This is a genomic window from Paenibacillus sp. FSL F4-0100, assembly GCF_037993005.1.
GTDB lineage: Bacteria > Bacillota > Bacilli > Paenibacillales > Paenibacillaceae > Paenibacillus_AQ.
Genome location: NZ_CP150303.1, coordinates 2,378,589 through 2,399,113, shown reverse-complemented (window position 1 = coordinate 2,399,113; position 20,525 = coordinate 2,378,589). Strand labels below are relative to the sequence as shown.

Below are 20,525 nucleotides of genomic sequence, written 5' to 3'. Positions count from 1 at the left end.
TCAAGACTCCACTGAGAACAGATAGGAATAGATCGGCTGCCCGCCGTAGTGTACCTCAACCTCTGCGTTAGGGTACTGCTCACCAAGCCACTCCGTGAGTGCGTTAGTCGATTCCTCGGTTGCGTCCGCGCCGGTTAGCAGAGTCACGATTTCATCCCCGGATTCCAGCATTTTACTCAGCAAATCCTGGGAGGTCGTAATCAGATCCGCGTTTGCTGCAACGATATTGGAATTGCGAATACCGATGAACTGGCCAGCCTTGATCTCGAGATCATCGATCGTTGTGTCCCGAACGGCATAGGTTACCTGCCCCGATTGCACACGAGTGATCGCATTCAGCATATTGTCGGTATTCGTATCCGCATTCTCGTCTTCCTCGAAAGCAAATGCTGCCGCGATCCCCTGCGGAATCGTCTTGCTCGGAATAACCGTTACGCTGCGCTCGCCTTCGAGAAGCTCTCTCGCCTGCTGGGCAGCCAGCACGATGTTGGAGTTATTCGGCAGGATGTAAATCTGCTGCGCCGAGATCGAAGTAATCGCATTGACAAAATCCTCGGTGCTCGGGTTCATCGTCTGTCCTCCGGAGAGAACGACGTCAACGCCCAGGCTTTTGAATATGTCGGATATCCCTTCCCCTGACGATACCGCAATGAAACCGTACGGTGCGATCTCGTCTGCCGGAGGAACAGCCGGAGCTTCCGGTGTCACGGTCTCTGCCGGAATATCCGCAAATAACTCAGGCATCGGTGCGATATCCATTCCCGTTGTCAGCAAATCACGGTGCTGCTCGCGCATATTCAATATATGAATCTGAGTGATCTCTCCATACATTAGCGCCAAATTCAACACTTCGCCCGGAGCCTTGGAATGCACATGAACTTTGATGGTCTCGTCATCGGCGATGACAATGATGGAATCACCATTCACTGCAAGCGCTTTCCGGAACTTATCTTCATCAAAGTCTGCGTTCGTTCCTTCTCCGAGCTGCCGATTAATAAAGAATTCCATGTCATATAAAAATTCAATATCCTCTGTGGACAGTCTGGACTGGGCAGAAGCCGGAGCTTGAACCGCCGAGAAGTCAGGGACTGCTTGAAAGGCCGATGCCGTGTTGCTCTGTTCAGCTTGTCCTTCGGCAACAGCAAACGAACCGGACGGAGCGTCTTTTCTTAGCGCCTGCAAGAAACCTTCATAAATGTAAACCAGGCCCTGGCCACCCGAGTCCACGACGCCAACCTGCTTCAGAACAGGAAGCATATCCGGCGTCTGGGACAGTGTTTCTTTGGCTTTGGCCAACACCTGCTCCATCAATTCCACGATATCGTTGTTGCGGCGGGAGAAATAGACCGCATGCTTGGCCGCTTCTTTAGCTACGGTAAGGATGGTACCTTCAACAGGCTTCACGACAGCTTTATACGCAGCTTCTACGCCTGTCTGCAGTGCTGCGGCGAATTGATGAGAATTTAGTTCTGTATAAGGTGCAGCATATCGGCTGAAACCACGGAACAGCTGGGACAGAATAACCCCCGAGTTCCCTCTGGCTCCCATCAGAAGCCCCTTGGACAGCACACCGGCACTATGCCCGACGGACTCCGAGTACTTACTCTTCAGTTCTGCCACACCTGCAGTCATCGTCAAATTCATGTTGGTCCCCGTGTCGCCGTCCGGCACCGGGAATACATTCAGGGAATTGACGTGTTCTGCATGCTGCTGCAGCTGCTCCGCTCCGGCTAGGACCATCGCGGTAAATTCTGTTCCATTCAAAGAACGCTTACTCAATGAGAATTCCCCTTCCTGGCTTGATACCCATAACACTTCTTGTTGTAAATTTCATATCTATTTCATAGCTTATAGCTGACGAAATGCCCAAGCAGTAAATAAAAGACTTACCATGATTAATGGATTATAAATCTATGATGGGCTATCCTCTCGTCCTCTACGCTTTCCGGCGGTTCCCAAGCCTTTTGAGAGCCATGCCGACAAGCCCACGAACTATTTCTTCGGAAATATTATGGACTAATCAACATTGTACTATAATGGCAAAGAGAAATAAATGTTTTTAAGACAGTTGACGGAGCAATTTTTACTGTGATATTATATTTAAGTATTGTTTCATGCAGGGTTAGGAACAAGGAGGTGTAATAAATGGCTCGCAAATGTTATGTAACTGGCAAGAAACCAAGCAGTGGTAACCATGTTTCTCACGCTAACAATCACAACAAGCGTTCTTGGGGTGTCAACGTTCAAAAGGTTCGCATTTTGGTGGATGGCAAGCCAAAACGTGTATACGTCAGCACTCGCGCTTTGAAATCCGGTAAAGTGACTCGCGTATAATCATCTTGTGTTATATGAAGAAAAACTTCTTAATCTCCAGGCACCATTTGTGGGCGATCCGGGACAAGGAAGTTTTTCTTGCGTTTAGATACATATTCTCCTTCTAAACAAAAAGCACCCTAAGCAGTTAGCAGGTGCTTTTTTTATTTAGATATAAGAAAAATGAAAGAGCAAAACTTCCGCTTTCTTATATCGCAAGAAAAACTTCCGGTCGAACGCAGTCTGTCCTTGATAAGTACGTCGCTAGACACTCTTCTTTTGATATAAGAAAGCGAAGGAGAACTCCCGCACATTATGGCTTTCTTATACCGCAAGAAAAACCTCCGCACACTGATGCGGTATGTCCTCCATGCGCGCTCTATCGGAGTGTTCTTGCCTCTTTCCCCAGAACCGGCTAGGCGGCGTCAGTCCCAGGCGGAGGTTTTGTTACGCCGGGACAAGCTGTCAGCTCTTGTGAAACGTATTTAAGATGGCCTTCACAAAACCTCCCAAAAACTTCGGCAGCTTGAACGTATAGAATTTCATGTCTCACCCTCCCCATCATTCTCATGCCTTCCTAGATTATGTTATGCACCAAGCCCATAGATGTGAACACAGACAAAAAAGGCTACATGAGAACCCAGCTCATGTAACCATATTTATGCGGGAACCCCGCGCCCTATGCATCCCGTTGCTCACGTTCTGGTCAAGATGATACACTGTCACGGATTACTGCAATGGCTGCCGCGCGATCCGGCTTGCCGAATACGGCGCTGCCCGCAACCAGGACATCCGCTCCCGCTTCCACCACAAGCGGCGCTGTCTCCGCTGTAATGCCGCCATCCACTTCAATATGGATATTCGGGTAGTCGGAGTTTGAAATCCATTCACGCAGCTGTGAGATCTTGTTTACAGTCCGCTCGATAAATGCCTGTCCGCCAAACCCCGGGTTCACGGTCATCACCAGCACCAAATCCAAGTCAGGCAGCACTTCCTGAAGGACATGGGCTGGCGTAGCCGGATTGATCGCGACGCCGGCCTTCACGCCTAACTCTTTGATCAGATGGATGACTCGATGAAGATGCGGGCAGGTCTCGGCATGAACGGTGATCAGATCGGCTCCAGCCTTGACAAAGTCCGCAATATACAGCTCAGGCTGTTCAATCATCAAGTGTACGTCAAGCAGCAGGTTCGTATGGGGTCTGATGGCTTGGACGATCGGCGGTCCCAGCGTAATATTAGGTACAAAGTGTCCGTCCATGACGTCCACATGAATCCAGTCGGCTCCGCCAGCCTCGGCTTCCTTAATTTCTTGTCCCAGCTTCGCAAAATCCGCTGACAATATGGATGGCGCAATTTTAATCATCATTCAGTACCTCCGTTTCTTGTCTTTCATCTCTGTATAAAACTCCACATAATGCTCATAACGGCTAGCCAGGATGATTCCATCCTCTTTGGCTTGGATCACCCGGCAGCCCGGCTCCTGCAGATGACTGCAGCCTCTGAATTTACATTCCGCAGCATAAGGAGCAAATTCTCTGAAACAGGTCGATAACTCCTCGACACCCAGCTCTAGAAAATCCAGCTGGCTAAAGCCGGGTGTATCGGCTACATACCCTCCGTTATCAAGTTCAATCAGCTCCACATGGCGTGTCGTATGTCGACCGCGGCCAAGACGCAGACTAATTTCACTCGTCTCCAGCGAGAGGCCTGGCATCAACGCATTCAGCAGGGAGGATTTCCCGACACCGGATTGACCGGAGAAGACACTGATTCGACCGGCCAGGCGTTTCTTCACCTCTTCGGTCCCGATCCCTTGCAGAGAGCTGGTAATCAGCACTTCATAACCAATCTCTTCATACTGGCGCTTCACCTGCTCCAGTACACCGTCGGAGGCGTCCACAAGATCCTGCTTCGTCAGACAGATCAATGCCTCAAGGCTCTCATGCTCAATATGTACCAGAAACTTGTCCAACAAATGCAGGCTCAGATTCGGTTCTTTGACCGAAAACAACAGCACCGCCAGGTCGACGTTCGCGACAGGCGGGCGAATTAATTGGGAAGACCGTGGAAGAATTTCGTCCACGGTCCCTTCCCCATTTTCAGTCAATGAATACATCACGTGATCTCCAACGAGCGGAGAGATACCTTTCTTTTTGAAAATGCCGCGGGCTCTGCATTGAACCGCTGGGTCCTCCCCGGATATAATGTTGCCATCCTGCATTGGTTTGACATAATAATATCCGCTTAGTGCCTTCACGATCAGTCCCTCTAGCATATAATAGGCCTCACCTTTCTTGTTGAAATTTAGTGTGCTCACAACTTGTTTCTAATGGTTATCTTTATCTTTATCTTTGCCCTTGCCGTTTCCATTGTTCCCGTTGTCCCAATGGTAAGCAGCATCATCTTCCTCATTCGAACCTTCCTCGCCACTTCCTTCATCCGGATTAGTGTCGACAGGTACATCAGGTTCAACAGGCGGTTGTTCAAAGGTCGGCTGCGGCACGGTGCCATTCTTGACATCGCTGTAACTTACGCTGTACGTATCCACTTGGCGACCGTCACGGAAGATCATGACCGTTGCATGCTTGTCGGGAGCCAGCAGCAGCTTAACAGGTACCATTTCCGAGGTTGTAATGACCTTGTTCACAGCTTCCTGGTTTTCTCCCAGCGCATCGGTGAAAACGACCCGAATTTTGCTTTCTTGTCCCTCCATGCTTGGTGAGACCGGTACACTGTAATTATACTCAAGCGCATCCGAAGGATAGCCGGAGCTGACGAACAGCGTGATTTTGGAGTTAGGCGGTACCTGCGCATTAGGCTCATAAGGCCATTGCTCCATTACTTCGCCCTTCTTCACTTCAAAGCTGGATTTCTCCTTTATCGCTCCAACCGTAAGGCCGAAGGATTCGATGGTAGCGACCGCTTTGTCTTTATCCATTCCAATCACGCTCGGCATATTGACCGTTAACTTACCTTTACTGATCGTGACTCGGACCTCCACCTGTTCAGGATCAATTTGGGTGGTCGCGGAAGGACTCTGATCATAGATCTGACCGACAGGTACATTATCATTGTTTTCAGAGGACTGCTTAATAGCGTTATCCTTAATACCCATATTTTTCAGTATCTCAACTGCCTGATCAAACGTCTTACCCGAGAGATCCGGCATTTCTTTAAGCGGCTCCTTATCCCCAACCGACAATTGAACCGGTGAACCCTTCTTCAGCATGGTCTCTGGTTCCTTGTCCTGGGCAAACACAATGCCTTCTTCGACATCCGGTTTATATTTCCGGATCACTTCCTCATCCACCGTCAAACCTTGGGCCTCAAGCTCGCGGATCGCTTCCTCTTCCGTCATGCCTACAACTGGGGGCACTTTAACCTCAGGTACCTCCAGCATGTTGTTCACATACATGATGACACCTACCATGATGCCGAGGAACAGGAGCACCGAACCGATGATGATGGTCGGCTTGACCCATTTTTTCTTCGGTTTACCGGTCGGCTTTTCCTCAAACTCCTCGTCATCCGAGTCGTCGTCCGGGTCATGGTGATGCTGGCTGCTGCGCTGCATCGTTTTGAGCGCCGGCATGACCAGGGTTGAATCGGCATCGTCCTCGAACTCCATCTTCGGTTCGTTGAGTCGCATCGGCATCAAGCACGTCTCGAGATCGTCCATCATTTCTTCCGCAGACTGGTAACGCTCCTCCGGGTTTTTGCGCATGGACTTCAGGATGATGTTCTCCACGCTTTGAGGAATGAGCGGGTTCACTTCTCTAGGTTCATCAAACTCCTCCTGGAGATGTTTCAGAGCTACACTAATCGGGCTCTCGCCCAAAAATGGAAGACGGGCCGTGAGCATTTGATATAACACAATACCAAGTGAGTATAAATCCGATTTCTCGCCAGTAACAACGCCCTTGGCGTGCTCCGGCGAAAAATAATGCACAGAGCCCACAACAGAGCCTGTTTGCGTAATGGTTGTCGACGTGACCGCCCTGGCAATGCCAAAGTCGGTTACTTTGACCCTCCCATTCCGGCCAATCAGAATATTATGCGGTTTAATATCCCGGTGAATGATCTGGTTATGATGGGCGTGCCCCAGTGCATCGCAGATCTGGATAGCAATCCGTACAGCTTCTTCCACCTGCAGCGGTGCCCGTTCTTTTATAATTTCATTCAAATTCTGACCTTCGATATATTCCATGACGATGTAATGCACTTCTTCCTCTTGGCCCACATCATAGATGCTGACCACGTTGGAATGCGACAACGAAGCCGCTGATTGTGCCTCACGCCGGAAACGGCGAATAAATTCCTCGTCGTGCACAAACTGCTGGCGCAGCACTTTGATCGCTACATTCCGGTTCAGCAAAATATCCTGAGCCTTGTAGACCAGCGCCATGCCACCGCCACCGATGCGTTCTATAATTTTATAACGACCAGCCAATTCATGTCCGATCATGAATCCCACCCCTTTATACGTTGCCCGACAACTTCTTCTTGATGTTCAAACATTGCGACCGTGATGTTGTCCTCACCGCCAGCAAGAAGTGCCAGTTGAAGCAGGCGATCCGCTCTTTCTTCCAGAGGAAGGTCAAGTGAACCGGAAATCTGACCGATCAGCTCGCGGCTGACCCGGTTGCTGAGCCCGTCACTGCAGAGCAGCAGCACTTCGCCTTCTCCGATCGTAACCGGTGTTAGCTCAACCGTCACATCCACATCCGTTCCAAGTGCCCGGCTTAATACATTTTTCCGGGGATGGGTTTCCAGTTGATCTTCCGTAATCTGACCACTCTTAAAAAGCTCATTGACCAATGTGTGGTCATCTGTGAGTCGAATCACTTGTCCGGGAACGACTTTGTAAGCCCTGCTATCCCCGATATGTCCGATATAACCTTCGGAACCTCGCAGCAGCACCGCTACAATCGTCGTGCCCATATTGTGAAGCCGCTCATCAGCCGAGGCTTCACGATAGATAACGGCATTGGCATGCAATATGGCATCACCAAGCGCAGCCCGAATACTTTCCATGGACATGTCCTGTTCCAAAGAAGACAAATCCTCGGCTACGGTATCTACCGCAAGCCTGCTGGCGGTGTCACCCGCAAGGTGACCTCCCATACCGTCAGCAACCACACCCAAGGTATAGCCATGCTCCAGTGTGCTAACAAATACCGAATCTTCATTAACAGGACGAACGCGTCCCACATGGCTTACATGAACCGTCTTGATCAAATCTTCTCACCCCAACTCCATATGCTTGGCCCGCAGCTGACCGCAAGCGGCAGCTATATCATGGCCTTGTTCACGACGGATGGTCACATTGACCCCCTTGTCTGCTAACGCACGTTGAAATTTGAAAATATCGTTACGCGATGTGCGAACATATTTCCGTTCCGGCACATGGTTAACCGGAATCAGATTGACGAAGCAGTTCATATCCTTAATGACATCCGCAAGCTCTTCGGCATGCTCAACCTGATCGTTTACGCCGCCGATCAAGGCGTATTCAAACGTAATGCGCCGTCCGGTTTTTGCTTGGTAATAACGAAGCGACTCTATCACGTCATCAAACGGGAACCGGCGGTTAACAGGCATTAACTTGGAGCGCAGCTTATCGTTCGGTGCATGGATGGAGATGGCCAGATTAATCTGGGTATCCTCTTCCGTGAATTTATAGATGTTAGGCACAATGCCACTCGTCGAAACGGTAATGTGGCGCTGGCCGATATTCAAGCCTTTTTCATGGATCATCGTGCGCAGAAACTTCATGGTCGCTTCATAGTTCTCAAACGGTTCGCCTGAGCCCATGATCACGATGCTGCCGACACGTTCTCCCGTTTTATCGAGAATCTTCTGCGCCTGAACCACCTGGGCAACAATCTCGCCGGAGGTCAGATTCCGCTTCAAGCCACCCAGTGTGGATGCACAGAACGTACATCCGATGCGGCAGCCTACCTGCGTTGTAACGCAGATGCTGTTGCCGTAATTGTGCCTCATGATGACGGTCTCGATCGCATGGTCATCATGCAGACCGAACAGAAACTTGACCGTTCCGTCCTTTGACTCCAGCTTGGTGATTTCCGTCAGGGTAACAAAACTGAACTCCTGCTCCAGCTTCGTCCGAAGCTCCTTGGACAGATTCGTCATTTCCGCAAAGTCGTTCACCCGCTTTACGTACAGCCAGTCATAGATCTGGGTTCCGCGAAACGCCGGTTCCCCATTCTCTTGAGCCCATGCTTGAAGCTCTTCCAGTGAATAATCATATATAAAAGGTTTCATTCTCACCACACCTGTCTAATTTAGAGGAAGTCCAGTCAGCATTCTTCCGAACTCTCCCTATTACATTCATATGCATCTCTTTTTTCATTCTTCCTATTCTAACATAAATAAAAGAGACGGTAAAAGAGGAAAACCCGCCGGCATTGGCGGGATACGACTATAGTCATGGCGGCGGACACCCTAAGAGGGGCGTCTGCCGAGTCTTGCAATGTAAAAGCCGTCACTATGATAGTGCTGGGGCAGAATTTGAATCCCGCCTCCACGCTGAAGCGATTTCTCTTCCAGCCGGCTTAAGGCTCCAAGACCGTCTTTCGGGATGTCAAACTCGGAATGGCCTTCCAGAAAAGCAGATACAACGCCTTCATTCTCCAGCGGCTCAATCGTACACGTGCTGTACACCAAGAGTCCTCCGGGACGAAGCAAGGTGGAGACCGACTCCAGCAGCCTTAGCTGAAGCGCCGCAATTTCATGTATGTCCTCCTGTGACTTGCCCCACTTCAGATCAGGCTTGCGACGGATTACGCCAAGGCCCGAGCATGGAGCATCCAGCAAAATTCGGTCAAAAGACGCAGGCTCGAAGCGGTCAACCAAATCCAGCGCGTCACCAGTCACGATCGAAATGCTGTCCAGTCCCAAACGGCTGGCCTGATCCGATATCAGCTTGCCTTTATGGGCATGGATGTCGTTGGCAACAATGCTGCCTTCATCCTTCATCAGCTCGCCCATGTGGGCACTTTTCCCGCCCGGGGCTGCGCAGCAATCCAGCACCCGCATTCCCGCCTCTGGCTTGACAGCCTCGGCGACCAGCATGGAGCTTTCATCCTGGATCGAGATCATCCCGTCCCGATACCAATCGGTCAAGGCCATATTGCCCGCTCCTTTTACGACAATCCCATAGGGGCTAAGCGACGAAGGGGTGGCATCGAGGCCGTGGCTGCTCATTAATGCCAGCATGTCCTCCCGGCTGATCATCGTGGTGTTCACCCTAACGCTGACAGCCGGCGGTTCATTGTTCGCGGCACAGATTGCCTCTGTCGTCTCGATCCCGTACTGGGATATCCAGCGCTCCACCAGCCACTGCGGATGGGAATGCAGCAGAGAAATGCGCTGGGCCGCCGGCATATTCTCAGGGATCGCCAAGCTTTCCTTCTGACGCAAAATATTCCGAAGCACCCCGTTCACCATACCGGAAATCCCTTGATGCCCGCGGCGCTTCGCCAGATTAACGGCCTCGCTGACAACCGCGTGATCCGGAATCCGATCCAGATATACGACCTGATACAGACTGATGCGAAGCAGTGCCCTTACCCACGGCTGCAGCTTCTGTACCCCTTTATTGACAAACTTGTCCAAAAAATAATCGAGCGTGTTCAGTCGCGAGATCGTGCCATAGATCAGCTCTGTAGCAAGTCCAGCGTCGCTCTTCGCAAGCGAGGACTTCTGCAAGGCGGTGTTGAGCAGAAGATTGCTGTACGCCCCCTCCTGCTCAACCTGTGTTAATACATTCATCGCCAGCTCTCTCGGGGAGTCCTGACGCCCATTCGGGCTGCGGTTCCCGCTCACGTCAACACCGTCCCGGCCGTCAGGCTCGTCCCGCGCACGAATTGCGCTGCATCCATTGCCTTCTTGCCGCTGGGTTGAACCGTAAGCAGCGTCAGCGCGCCGTCGCCTGTTTTCACGACGATCCCCTTCTCATGCAGCTCCAGCACGGTTCCGGGCTGTGCATCGCCAGATGGCTTCTGAGCGCTGTCCGGCTTAGCCGCTGCCCATACTTTGAACACTTCCCCGTTCCACAGCGTAAATCCACCGGAGAAAGGAACCAGACCGCGAATTTGATTGTAAATTTCGCGGGAAGTGCGATTCCAGTCGATCTTCTCGTCATCCCGGGTCAGGTTCGGAGCATATGTTGCCTTCGTTTCATCCTGAGGCTCGGCCTCCACCTTGCCCTTCACGAGCCGCGGCAGCTCCCGCATCAGCAGCTCCGCACCGGCTTGGCTCAGCTTCTCGAACATCGTTCCGGCCGTATCGTCATCTTCAATGGGAACCTCGGTCCGTGCGATCATGTCCCCCGTGTCGAGCCCCTCAGCCATATACATCAGGGTGATGCCTGTTACGGATTCTCCGTTGATGATGCTGCGCTGAATCGGAGCTCCTCCCCGATAAGCGGGGAGCAGCGAGCCGTGGACATTAAGACAGCCAAGTGACGGCATATCCAGCACTGATTTTGGCAGGATTTGGCCATAGGCGGCCGTGACGATCAAATCAGGCTTATATCGGGCCAGCTCGGCCACGGCTTCCGGATTCCGCAGCCTCTGAGGCTGCAGAACCGGGATGCCGTGACGAAGAGCGGCTTCCTTAACCGGTGTTGGGGTCAGCACTTTCTTACGCCCTTGCGGACGGTCAGGCTGCGTAACGACGGCAGCTATAGAATAACCTTCTGCAATCAACATTTCCAGGCTGGGTACTGCAAAGGCCGGGGTGCCCATAAATACAATATTCATCGATTCTCCAGCTCTTTTCTCGGCTGTTCCGGAACATACTCATACACCCGATCAGCGATTTCCGTAAACAGCACCCCGTTCAGATGATCGATTTCATGCTGAAACGCTCTCGCAAGCAGCCCGGTACCCGTAATGATAAGCTCTTTGCCTTCACGATCAAGCCCCTTAACCGTCACTTTCTCCGCACGGCGGACATCCCCGTTCCATCCCGGAATGCTCAGGCAGCCCTCCGGTCCGAATTGCTCGCCTTCGCTCTCCACGATCTCCGGATTGATCATTTTGATCAAACCGTGCTCGTCACCGGCATCAATCACGATCAGACGCTTCAGAATGCCGACCTGCGGTGCAGCTAATCCAACGCCTTCCGCATCGTACATGGTATCGGCCATATCGTCCAGGAGCTTTTGAACGTTCGGCGTAATTTTGGTAACTTCCTTTGCCTTTTTATGAAGAACCTCATCCGGTTCTTTAACGATAATACGAATCGCCATGTCTATGACACCATCCTTGTGCTTTTCATCATTATATGCTGAATTACATTAACATTTGCGGATCTACGTCAATACTGATCTGGAGCTTGCTGTCCCGCGCCGAATCCTGAAGCTTCTCGGCAACCGAACGTACCAGCGAGACAGCATCCATCGTTCCCCGCCATTTTATCATACATTGAAATCTGTATCTATTTTTCAACCGCGGAATAGGGGAGGCTACCGGGCCCAATATATCGAGCGCGCTAGCGTCGAATCGGTCCAGACTCCCAAACCATCCCCGGCGGTCGGATTCGCTTTTGATGGTCGCGGCAAAATTCTCCGCCATTCTTACCAGCAGCGGCAGCTGTTCATGCGACAGCGTCACCAGGATCAGCCTGCAATACGGCGGATAATGGAGCGCTTTGCGGTGCTTCAGCTCGTCCTTGACAAAGGATAAATAATCATGGCTGCTTGCATGAATAATCGAATAATGCTCGGGTGTATAGGATTGGATAACCACTTCACCCGGCAGATGATGGCGCCCTGCTCTTCCGGCAACCTGCGTCAGCAGTTGAAACGTCTTCTCGGCCGCCCGGAAATCGGGCAGGTTCAGCGCCGAATCGGCTGTAATGACGCCGACCAAGGTGACATCGGGGAAATCCAGGCCTTTGGCGACCATCTGGGTACCTAGCAGCACGTCCCCTTTTTTATCCCGAAACTGCTTCAGCAGCTTCTCATGGGAACCCTTCTCGGTCGTGGTATCCACGTCCATCCGAATGACGCGAATGCCGGGAAACAGCTTGGCCAATTCTTCCTCGACACGCTGCGTTCCCGTACCGAAATAGCGTATATGTTCACTTCCGCAATCCGGGCAAACCTCCGGCGCTTGTGCGGCATAACCGCAATAATGGCAGCGCAAATTATTCGATTTCTGATGATAGGTTAGCGATATGTCGCATTCCGGACAGCCTGCCACATATCCGCAGCTCCGGCACATGACAAACGTGGAGTAGCCCCGCCGATTCAGCAGCAGTACCGTCTGTTCCCCGCGTTCCAGCCTTGCCGAAATCGCGGCATGCAGGGAGCGGCTAAACATCGAGCGATTTCCTTCTCGCAGCTCCTCTCGCATATCCACGACCTGGACCTCAGGCAGCTTGTTGCCCAGCGCACGGCTCGGCATCTCCAGCAGATGAGGCGCAAAATCATCCTGAGCTTGCGATCTCGCCGCATGGTAACTCTCCAGCGAAGGCGTTGCCGAACCCAAAATGACGGCTGCACCGGTCAGTTGGGCACGGTGAATCGCAACATCCCTGGCATGGTACTTCGGCGTCTCTTCCTGCTTATAGGAACCTTCATGCTCTTCATCCATAATGATCAAGCCCAGACGGTCAAACGGCGCAAACACTGCCGATCGTGCGCCCACGACAACGGACGCCCGGCCTTCCCTTATTTTCCGCCATTCATCGTAACGCTCCCCATCTGAAAGCCGGCTGTGCATGACAGCTACGCGATCGCCAAAACGGGCTTTGAATCGTTCCACCATTTGGGGTGTCAGCGATATTTCAGGCACCAGCACAATCGCCTGGCGCTCCTGTTCGAGGCATCGCTGAATCGTCTGCAGGTAGATTTCGGTCTTGCCGCTGCCTGTTACCCCGTGGAGAAGAAACACGCCATGCTTGCGTTCATCCAGCTTGTGCACGATGCTGCGGTACACCGCTTGCTGCTCCGGTGTGAGCGCTAATGGGGTGCTAGGCGTAAAATGCCGCCCCCGATAGGGGTCACGGAACACTTCGATATCCTCAAGGGTAATCAGCCCTTTGTCCGCCAGCGCCTTCACGGTGCCTGCGGTGACGCCCAGCGCCTGTAGCAGATCCTTCTGCGATATCGGCAGAAATGCTTCCATTTCCAATATATACTGGAGCACTTCCTTCTGGCGCTGGGCCTTGGCCGGAAATGAGGCAAGCGCCAGATGCGCTTCCTCGCTCGATACGGCAAGCTCTACCGCTTTCACCGTTTTTTTCTGCAGTTTATCCTTGATTTGCTGATATTCACTCAGCCGTCCACGGCCGATCAGTGCTTTGATGGTGGCAGCCCCATCCGGAAATGCCCGCGTTAACTGCTGGAGCGAAACCTCGCCTCTCTGACTGACAAAGCGGATGATCTCCTGTTCCGACTCACTCTCGGGCAGGAGCGCAAATAATCCGTCGGTTTCATCCGTCGGAGACGTGTCTGAATCGCCAATGGAAATGTACCGCTCAGCCTTCCCTTTCAGCGCCGTTGGCAGCATCGACTGCAGAACCGATATATAGCGGCATGCATACCGCTCCTTCATCCATTCTCCAAGCTCAATCAGTTCAGGCGAAAGCGGCGGCATCACATCGAGCACTTCCTGAATCGGCTTCATTTTCGCCGTATCCATCTCGGGCCGGGGATGCAGAGAGACCACGAACCCCTGAAGCGTACGATGCCCGAACGGCACGCCGACCCGGCTGCCTACCTCGACCCATGGGCGGAGCTCCTCAGGGATTAAATAATCAAAAGGCCGGTCCGTATCCTTGGACGGCACGTCCACAATCACTCGTGCCATTTCCATCAGGATGACCTCCCGGACAACCGATCAGCCGCCAGCGTTAACAGCCTCTGGGCCACTTCCTCCTTGGACATCACGGGAAGCTGCAGGACCAGCCCTTCTGCATCAAAGATATGAACGCTGTTCGTATCCGTGCGGAAGCCTGCTCCTTCCTGTGTAACATCGTTAGCAACGATCAGATCGCAATTTTTGCGTTTCAGCTTTTCTCTTGCAAACTGCTCCACCGTATCGGTCTCAGCAGCAAATCCGATTAAGAACTGGGTGGTTTTTTGGCGTCCCAGGCTCTCCAGAATGTCCGTTGTCTTGACAAGATCCAGCGTCATCGTCTCCCCGCGCTTTTTGATCTTTGATGTCGCTACCTCAGCAGGCCGATAATCGGCAACCGCTGCTGCCTTGACCACGATATCGCTATGATCGAACACGCGTTGCACCGCATCGTACATATCTTGAGCCGATTCCACCTTTTCCGTCTTGATTCCCTCTGGCGGGACTTCATCGGTATGAGCGGCAATGAGGTGAACATCCGCTCCCAGTTGCTTGGCCACTTTCGCGATCGCAAACCCCATTTTTCCGGAAGAATCATTCGTTATATACCGGACCGGATCAATGCGTTCGATCGTGCCGCCGGCCGTGACAACTACCTTTTTACCATGCAATATGCCTGTCGAGCTGCTCGCCATTTCCTCATTCAACGCCACAGGTTGTGCGGCACGATCTCGGAAAAACCGGTCAACCACGTCAACAATCGTATCGGGCTCTTCCATCCGTCCCTTACCGACATATCCGCAAGCCAGAAGCCCTTCTCCGGGTTCAATCATGGATACCCCGCGGGAGACCAGCGTCTCCATATTCGCCATGACGGCCGGGTGCGTGTACATATGCACGTTCATTGCCGGCGAGATCATGACAGGAGCCGTGGTCGCGAGCAGCGTCGTGGTCAGCATGTCATCCGCCAGGCCATGTGCCATCTTGCCGATGACATTGGCTGTGGCCGGAGCGATCAATACCAAATCGGCCAAATCAGCCAAATGGATATGCGAGACGACCGATGGGTCCCGTTCATCAAAGGTATCGCTATAAACCGGGTTTTTAGTCAGCGTTTGAAGCGTTAATTCCGGAATGAACTGCTTCGCGGATTCCGTCATAATGACATGCACATCCGCTCCCCTCTGGACAAGCCTGCTGCATAAAGTCGCTGCTTTATACGCGGCAATGCCACCTGTAACGCCAAGCACAATGACTTTTCCGTTCAACATGACAATCCCCCGCTTTCCATAGTGTAAAGGCAACATTCTCATATCTTCTCAAAAAAATAACAACCTTTCGGTTGTCACATTTTCGCGCGCTAACGCATGATATTCAAATATTGAAAAAAGGTCTTAGTCCTGTCCCCGCTCGATTTTCACGTAATCGCCATAGATTTCTTCCAGAGCGACACCGACAAACTTATGGGATTTCGGATTCTTCAACTCGCTGACTCCGCCTTCACGCAATTGGCGTGCACGGCGGGAAGCCGCAACCACAAGAGAATATTTACTGTCTACTTTATTCATCATTTCATCAATGGATGGATATAACACGGTCGAAGCACCTCTTCTTCTTTTACTTGAAAGTTAACGCCGTCTATGAAAAGACAGGTTACTTTCTCACCTTACAATGTTCGGCAATAATGATAGATTGTATTCTCTCACAAGCGAGATTGATTTCATCGTTCACTACCGCATAATCATAATGCTGCAGTAAATTGATTTCGTCAACCGCTACGGACATGCGGTGGTCGATGGTAGCTTGACTCTCTGTCCCACGTCCCTGGATCCGATCTTTCAGTTCATCCAGCGACGGCGGCATCAGAAACACAAAGATACCTTCTGGAAACTTCTCCTTGACCTTCAGCGCACCCTGTACTTCGATCTCCAGTATAATATCCTTGCCGGAGGCTAAAGTTTCTTCCACAAAATCACGTGGGGTTCCATAATAGTTCCCGACGTATTCCGCATATTCGAGAAGCTGGTCGTTCTCAATCATATCCATGAATTGTTCCCGACTTTTGAAAAAATAGTTCACACCATGTACCTCGCCGAGCCGCGGTGAACGTGTCGTAGCCGACACCGAATACACCAGCTCTGGAACCAGGCTGCGAAGTGCCGTACAGACGGTTCCTTTTCCCACCCCGGAAGGACCGGACAATACAATCAATAATCCTCTAGACATAGTACTCCTCATCTTATTCGTCGTTGTCGTCATCTTTGCTGGACAGACGGTGAGCCACCGTTTCTGGCTGCACAGCCGATAAAATCACGTGATCGCTATCCGTAATGATAACAGCCCGTGTCCTTCGGCCATATGTAGCATCAATCAGCATATGACGGTCCCGTGCTTCTTGAATGATCCTCTTGATCGGAGCCGATTCAGGACTCACGATTGAGATGATCCGATTGGCCGATACGATGTTTCCGAAGCCAATATTAATAAGTTTGATTGCCATTGTGCGGTTGCTCCCCCTATACATTTGACTCTTACTTGCCGATGAAGCTGTGGTTATTCCACATTAGCGGCTTGTTCACGAATCTTCTCCAGTTCCGCTTTCATTTCGACAACACGGTTTACCAGAGTCAGATGATTGGCTTTCGATCCAATCGTATTGACTTCTCTGTTCATTTCTTGAATCAGAAAATCCAGTTTACGGCCTACAGGGCTTTTCTGATGAAGCAGCTCCCTGCATTGTTCCAAATGACTGTGAAGTCGAATCAATTCCTCGTCCACATTAGAACGTTCAGCAAACAGGGCAACTTCCATTCCGAATATATGTTCATCAACAGCAAGCGACCCGTCATCAAGAGATTCTATGCGCTGCCGCAGACGCTTCCGGTACTCTTCCGGAACTTCAGGAGCAATCTCGGTCATCTCTCGGTGAAGCAGCTGCAATCGGTCTAACCTCTGCCCGATATCCTTCACGAGAAAAGAACCTTCCCTGCTGCGCATCTGAATCAGACCCTCCAGCGCTTGTTCAAGACCTTGAAGAAGCGCATCATTCCATAACTTCTGCTGCGCTTCATCCATGGGAAGTCCGCTCGGACTAACAAGAACATCTGGCAGCGACAAAATATCCCGCACCGCCAGATCTCCCTTGATTCCATATGACTTCAAATCCTCGGCTGCCTGTAAATACGCCTGAACCATGGCGTGGTTCAGCACAGCACCCTGGGACTCGCCGTTGTTTTCCTTGTTAATATAAACATCAATCCGCCCGCGTCCAATTCGGCTCTGTACCGCCCGTCGAAGTGAATCCTCGAAGCAAGCCCACTCACGGGGCATACGAAAGACGATTTCACAATACCGATGATTGACTGACTTCACTTCGAAAGAGATACTGTAACCTTGAAAATCGACAACGGATTGCCCATATCCGGTCATGCTCAATGACATCGGAATCACATCCATTACACTATTGTAATTGATAATTATTAATGAAACAAGGGGGTCAATCGACGGCCCGATTTCTCCCAGACATACTCCATTAATTGTACGCTCATTTCATAGAACATAAACGGCGTCATTAAGTATATGCCGTTAAAATGTTCTGTTGCAACATCCAGCAGCTCCTTGCCGATCTTGACACCCATCGCCCGGCCGGCTTCACCTTCAAGCCCGGCCATGCGGCTGCGGACTTCGTCCGACAGTTGAATGCCCGGTACCTCATTATGCAGGTATTCCGCGTTCCGTCCACTTGCTAGCGGCATGATGCCGATAAAGATCGGAATATCCAGATGTGCCGTCGCTTCCCTCAGCCTAACCATTAACTCGGGATCGTACACAGGCTGTGTCATCACATAATCCGCACCCGACGCAATCTTCTTCTCCAAGCGGGCAACCGCTTTGTCCAGATGCCTTACATTGGGATTGAACGCTGCGCCGACAACGAATTTGGCCTTCTGCTTAAGCGGCTTTCCGGAAAAAGCAATGCCGTCGTTCAGCTGTTTGATCATGCGGATGATTTCAAATGAGGTCATGTCGTACACCGAGCTGGAATCCGGCAAATCCCCGAAGCGTGCCGGATCCCCCGTCACCGCAAGCACATGGTCGATGCCAAGCGCATCAAAGCCCATCATGTGCGACTGCGTGCCGATCAGGTTTCGGTCACGGCAAGCGATGTGGATCAGCGGCCGCAGTCCCGTGCGTGCTTGTACTAGATGGCCGAGCGCCATGTTGCTCATACGGGTTACGGCCAGCGAGTTATCTGCAAGGGTCAGCGCATCGGCTCCCGCTTTTTTCAAAGCTTCCGCACCCTTCATGAACTTGGTGATATCCAGATCCCTTGGAGGGTCCAGCTCGACGATAACGGTATGACGTTCCTTCACGATATCAACAATCGTCGGCTCCCCGATGCGCTCGTAAAATTGCTCTTGGGCTGTCTCGTGAATCACGATCCGGTTGACTTCAGCCTCATCGACGGCAGGAAGCGGCGCGGGTACGTAATCGGACAACGCCGATGATATTTCGGCGATATGCTCCGGTGTCGTTCCGCAGCAGCCGCCGACAATCCGGGCACCACGTTTCGCAAACTCCAAAGCCGTCTTGCCGAAATACTCGGGACTCGCACCATAAAGGTATTCCCCATCCACATAATCAGCGATCCCCGCATTTGGGTAGACCGAAGCCGGAAGATTCATAATGCCGTTCAGGGTTTCAAGTGCGCGCATGATACCGTTTGGACCCGTCCGGCAGTTAAAGCCGATCACGTCCGCACCTTCTTGACTCAGGATGCGGTAAGCATCCGGCATCGTGAAGCCGTCCAGTGTACGGGCAATATCCTCTACCGCAAACTGGCAGATCACCGGCAGATCGCTAAGCATCCGAGCCTGCGCCAAAGCCAATTGAATCTCGTCCACGTCATAAAACGTTTCGAGCAGAATGCCGTCAACGCCTTCCGATATGAGTACCGACAGCTGCTCTTCGAAGTAACGCTTGAGCTCGCTCGTGGAAATGTTGCTTCTTTTGCCTGCACGAATGGAGCCTACCGCACCCACTACATATCCGTGATCGCCGGCAGCTTCACGCGCAATTCTCACGCCTGCGCGGTTAATCTCTCCTACCTTCGCCTCCAAACCGTATTTGGACAGCTTGTCATAATTGGCAGAGAACGTGTTCGTCTCAATGACCTGGGCACCAGCCTCAGCATACTGGCGATGAACGTTTCCGATGACCTCCGGAGAGGTTAAATTCAGTTCTTCATATGATATGCCTACAGGAAATCCTTTTTGATATAAATAAGTACCCATCGCGCCGTCACCGACCAGTACCTGATTCTCCCATGCCTGCCGAAGATTCGGTTTCATCGCGTTTCTCCTCCACCCGACGTTTATTTTCAACTAATGTATCATAAAACCTCTCAAAAGATAAAGAGACAAAAGGGAAGCCTTCAAAAGGCCTCCCTAACGTGTCCACCCCTAATGGACAAACTTTAGATCATACTGTTTTTTCACTTTTGCGGGCAGGATTGTAACGGCTGGCGGATGCTCTACAAGACAATCGTGCCTGCGTACACGACCTCGGCTGGCCCTGTCATGTACACATGATTGTCGGACTCATCCCACTCGATAAACAAGTCCCCGCCTTTAAGAGAGATCGTTGCGCTGTGGTCTGTCAATCCGTTCAGTACCGAGGATACCAAAGTTGCGCAGGCGCCGGTGCCGCAGGCCAAGGTCAGTCCTGCACCACGCTCCCATACCCGCATGTCCACTTGGCCCCGTGAATTCACCGTCGCAAACTCCACGTTAATCTTTCTCGGGAACAGCGGATGTACCTCAAGCTTAGGTCCCCATTCACCGAGATCGAAGTTAATGGCATCGTCCACATAAATGACGCAGTGCGGATTGCCCATGGACACCGCGGTGAAGCGGAAATCCTGGCCGTCCACTTCAATTGGATGATTCACCACCGGATGGAGATCGATCAATGTAGGCACGCTCAGTCCATTCAGGACCGGTTCACCCATATCGACCCGCACGCTGCTCACTTGACCATCCTGCACCGTAAGGCGTACTTGCTGTACCCCGGCGCCGATGGTTTCAATGGTAATCTCCTCTCGATCAATATGGCCGTGATCATACACATACTTCGCTACACAACGAATGGCGTTGCCGCATTGTTCCGCTTCGGAACCATCTGAGTTCATGATGCGCATCATAAAGTTAGCCTTTGTGGAAGGCAAAATATATACAAGTCCGTCTGCACCGATGCCGAAAAAGCGATTGCACAGCTTCACGGCCCATTCGGATGCATGGGATGGAAGTTCTTGCTCGCCGTATACGACAACGAAGTCGTTGCCAAGTCCATGCATTTTCGTAAATTCCATCATAAAAC

The 20,525-nt window shown here is 51.7% G+C and carries 19 protein-coding genes; 1 reads left to right on the top strand and 18 read right to left on the bottom strand.

Features of this window, described 5'->3' with window-relative positions:
• Positions 1–1,779, bottom strand: a complete 1,779-nt coding sequence (locus MHH48_RS10530) for a DAK2 domain-containing protein (RefSeq protein WP_076320738.1) — start codon at positions 1,777–1,779, stop codon at positions 1–3.
• 366 nt (positions 1,780–2,145) lie between these two features.
• Here MHH48_RS10530 and rpmB point away from each other — a divergent pair, with 366 nt between their 5' ends.
• Positions 2,146–2,334 (top strand): 50S ribosomal protein L28, encoded by a 189-nt coding sequence (rpmB, locus tag MHH48_RS10525; protein WP_006209230.1) that lies wholly within the window; start codon positions 2,146–2,148, stop codon positions 2,332–2,334.
• A gap of 444 nt (positions 2,335–2,778) precedes the next feature.
• Here rpmB and spoVM read toward each other — a convergent pair whose 3' ends face one another.
• The 17 genes from spoVM to dapF form a co-directional block, all read right to left on the bottom strand.
• Complete coding sequence (gene spoVM, locus MHH48_RS10520) at positions 2,779–2,859, bottom strand: stage V sporulation protein SpoVM (RefSeq protein ID WP_034273235.1); 81 nt, start codon at positions 2,857–2,859, stop codon at positions 2,779–2,781.
• A 160-nt stretch (positions 2,860–3,019) separates the two neighbouring features.
• A complete protein-coding gene (gene rpe / locus MHH48_RS10515) occupies positions 3,020–3,679 on the bottom strand; it encodes a ribulose-phosphate 3-epimerase (RefSeq protein ID WP_076321308.1) in 660 nt (219 codons plus the stop codon).
• A 3-nt stretch (positions 3,680–3,682) separates the two neighbouring features.
• On the bottom strand, positions 3,683–4,591 hold the full coding sequence (gene rsgA / locus MHH48_RS10510; RefSeq protein ID WP_076320737.1) for a ribosome small subunit-dependent GTPase A: 909 nt from the start codon (positions 4,589–4,591) through the stop codon (positions 3,683–3,685).
• A gap of 51 nt (positions 4,592–4,642) precedes the next feature.
• Positions 4,643–6,781 (bottom strand): Stk1 family PASTA domain-containing Ser/Thr kinase, encoded by a 2,139-nt coding sequence (pknB, locus tag MHH48_RS10505; RefSeq protein WP_076320736.1) that lies wholly within the window; start codon positions 6,779–6,781, stop codon positions 4,643–4,645.
• Entirely contained in the window at positions 6,778–7,554 is a 777-nt protein-coding gene (locus tag MHH48_RS10500; RefSeq protein ID WP_076320735.1) for a Stp1/IreP family PP2C-type Ser/Thr phosphatase, read from the bottom strand. Before MHH48_RS10500 ends, pknB begins: the two co-directional genes overlap by 4 nt.
• Before the next feature lie 6 nt (positions 7,555–7,560).
• Positions 7,561–8,601 carry a 23S rRNA (adenine(2503)-C(2))-methyltransferase RlmN gene (gene rlmN, locus MHH48_RS10495; RefSeq protein WP_076320734.1) on the bottom strand — a complete coding sequence of 347 codons (1,041 nt, stop codon included), beginning with the start codon at positions 8,599–8,601 and terminating at the stop codon, positions 7,561–7,563.
• Positions 8,602–8,781: 180 nt separating this feature from the next.
• Complete coding sequence (gene rsmB / locus MHH48_RS10490; protein WP_340390700.1) at positions 8,782–10,110, bottom strand: 16S rRNA (cytosine(967)-C(5))-methyltransferase RsmB; 1,329 nt, start codon at positions 10,108–10,110, stop codon at positions 8,782–8,784.
• Positions 10,111–10,160: 50 nt separating this feature from the next.
• Positions 10,161–11,102, bottom strand: coding sequence for a methionyl-tRNA formyltransferase (gene fmt / locus MHH48_RS10485; RefSeq protein WP_076320732.1), 942 nt, complete (start codon positions 11,100–11,102; stop codon positions 10,161–10,163).
• The gene (gene def / locus MHH48_RS10480; protein WP_076320731.1) at positions 11,099–11,593 is read right to left on the bottom strand and encodes a peptide deformylase; all 495 of its coding nucleotides are present in this window, start codon (positions 11,591–11,593) and stop codon (positions 11,099–11,101) included. The genes fmt and def overlap by 4 nt, the downstream gene beginning before the upstream one ends.
• Before the next feature lie 43 nt (positions 11,594–11,636).
• The gene (gene priA, locus MHH48_RS10475; RefSeq protein ID WP_076320730.1) at positions 11,637–14,165 is read right to left on the bottom strand and encodes a primosomal protein N'; all 2,529 of its coding nucleotides are present in this window, start codon (positions 14,163–14,165) and stop codon (positions 11,637–11,639) included.
• Positions 14,165–15,418, bottom strand: a complete 1,254-nt coding sequence (gene coaBC, locus MHH48_RS10470; protein ID WP_076321307.1) for a bifunctional phosphopantothenoylcysteine decarboxylase/phosphopantothenate--cysteine ligase CoaBC — start codon at positions 15,416–15,418, stop codon at positions 14,165–14,167. The genes priA and coaBC overlap by 1 nt, the downstream gene beginning before the upstream one ends.
• Positions 15,419–15,541: 123 nt before the next feature.
• Positions 15,542–15,742, bottom strand: coding sequence for a DNA-directed RNA polymerase subunit omega (rpoZ, locus tag MHH48_RS10465; protein ID WP_076320729.1), 201 nt, complete (start codon positions 15,740–15,742; stop codon positions 15,542–15,544).
• A gap of 58 nt (positions 15,743–15,800) precedes the next feature.
• Entirely contained in the window at positions 15,801–16,373 is a 573-nt protein-coding gene (gene gmk, locus MHH48_RS10460; RefSeq protein ID WP_076320728.1) for a guanylate kinase, read from the bottom strand.
• Positions 16,374–16,386: 13 nt separating this feature from the next.
• Positions 16,387–16,647, bottom strand: a complete 261-nt coding sequence (locus MHH48_RS10455; protein ID WP_006209218.1) for a DUF370 domain-containing protein — start codon at positions 16,645–16,647, stop codon at positions 16,387–16,389.
• Between the two features lie 53 nt (positions 16,648–16,700).
• Positions 16,701–17,588 carry a YicC/YloC family endoribonuclease gene (locus MHH48_RS10450; protein ID WP_076320727.1) on the bottom strand — a complete coding sequence of 296 codons (888 nt, stop codon included), beginning with the start codon at positions 17,586–17,588 and terminating at the stop codon, positions 16,701–16,703.
• Positions 17,589–17,626: 38 nt separating this feature from the next.
• Positions 17,627–19,498: a bifunctional homocysteine S-methyltransferase/methylenetetrahydrofolate reductase gene (locus MHH48_RS10445; protein ID WP_076320726.1), complete on the bottom strand. Its 1,872-nt coding sequence runs from the start codon at positions 19,496–19,498 to the stop codon at positions 17,627–17,629.
• A 182-nt stretch (positions 19,499–19,680) separates the two neighbouring features.
• On the bottom strand, positions 19,681–20,517 hold the full coding sequence (gene dapF / locus MHH48_RS10440) for a diaminopimelate epimerase (RefSeq protein ID WP_076321306.1): 837 nt from the start codon (positions 20,515–20,517) through the stop codon (positions 19,681–19,683).
• Positions 20,518–20,525 lie beyond the last annotated feature (8 nt).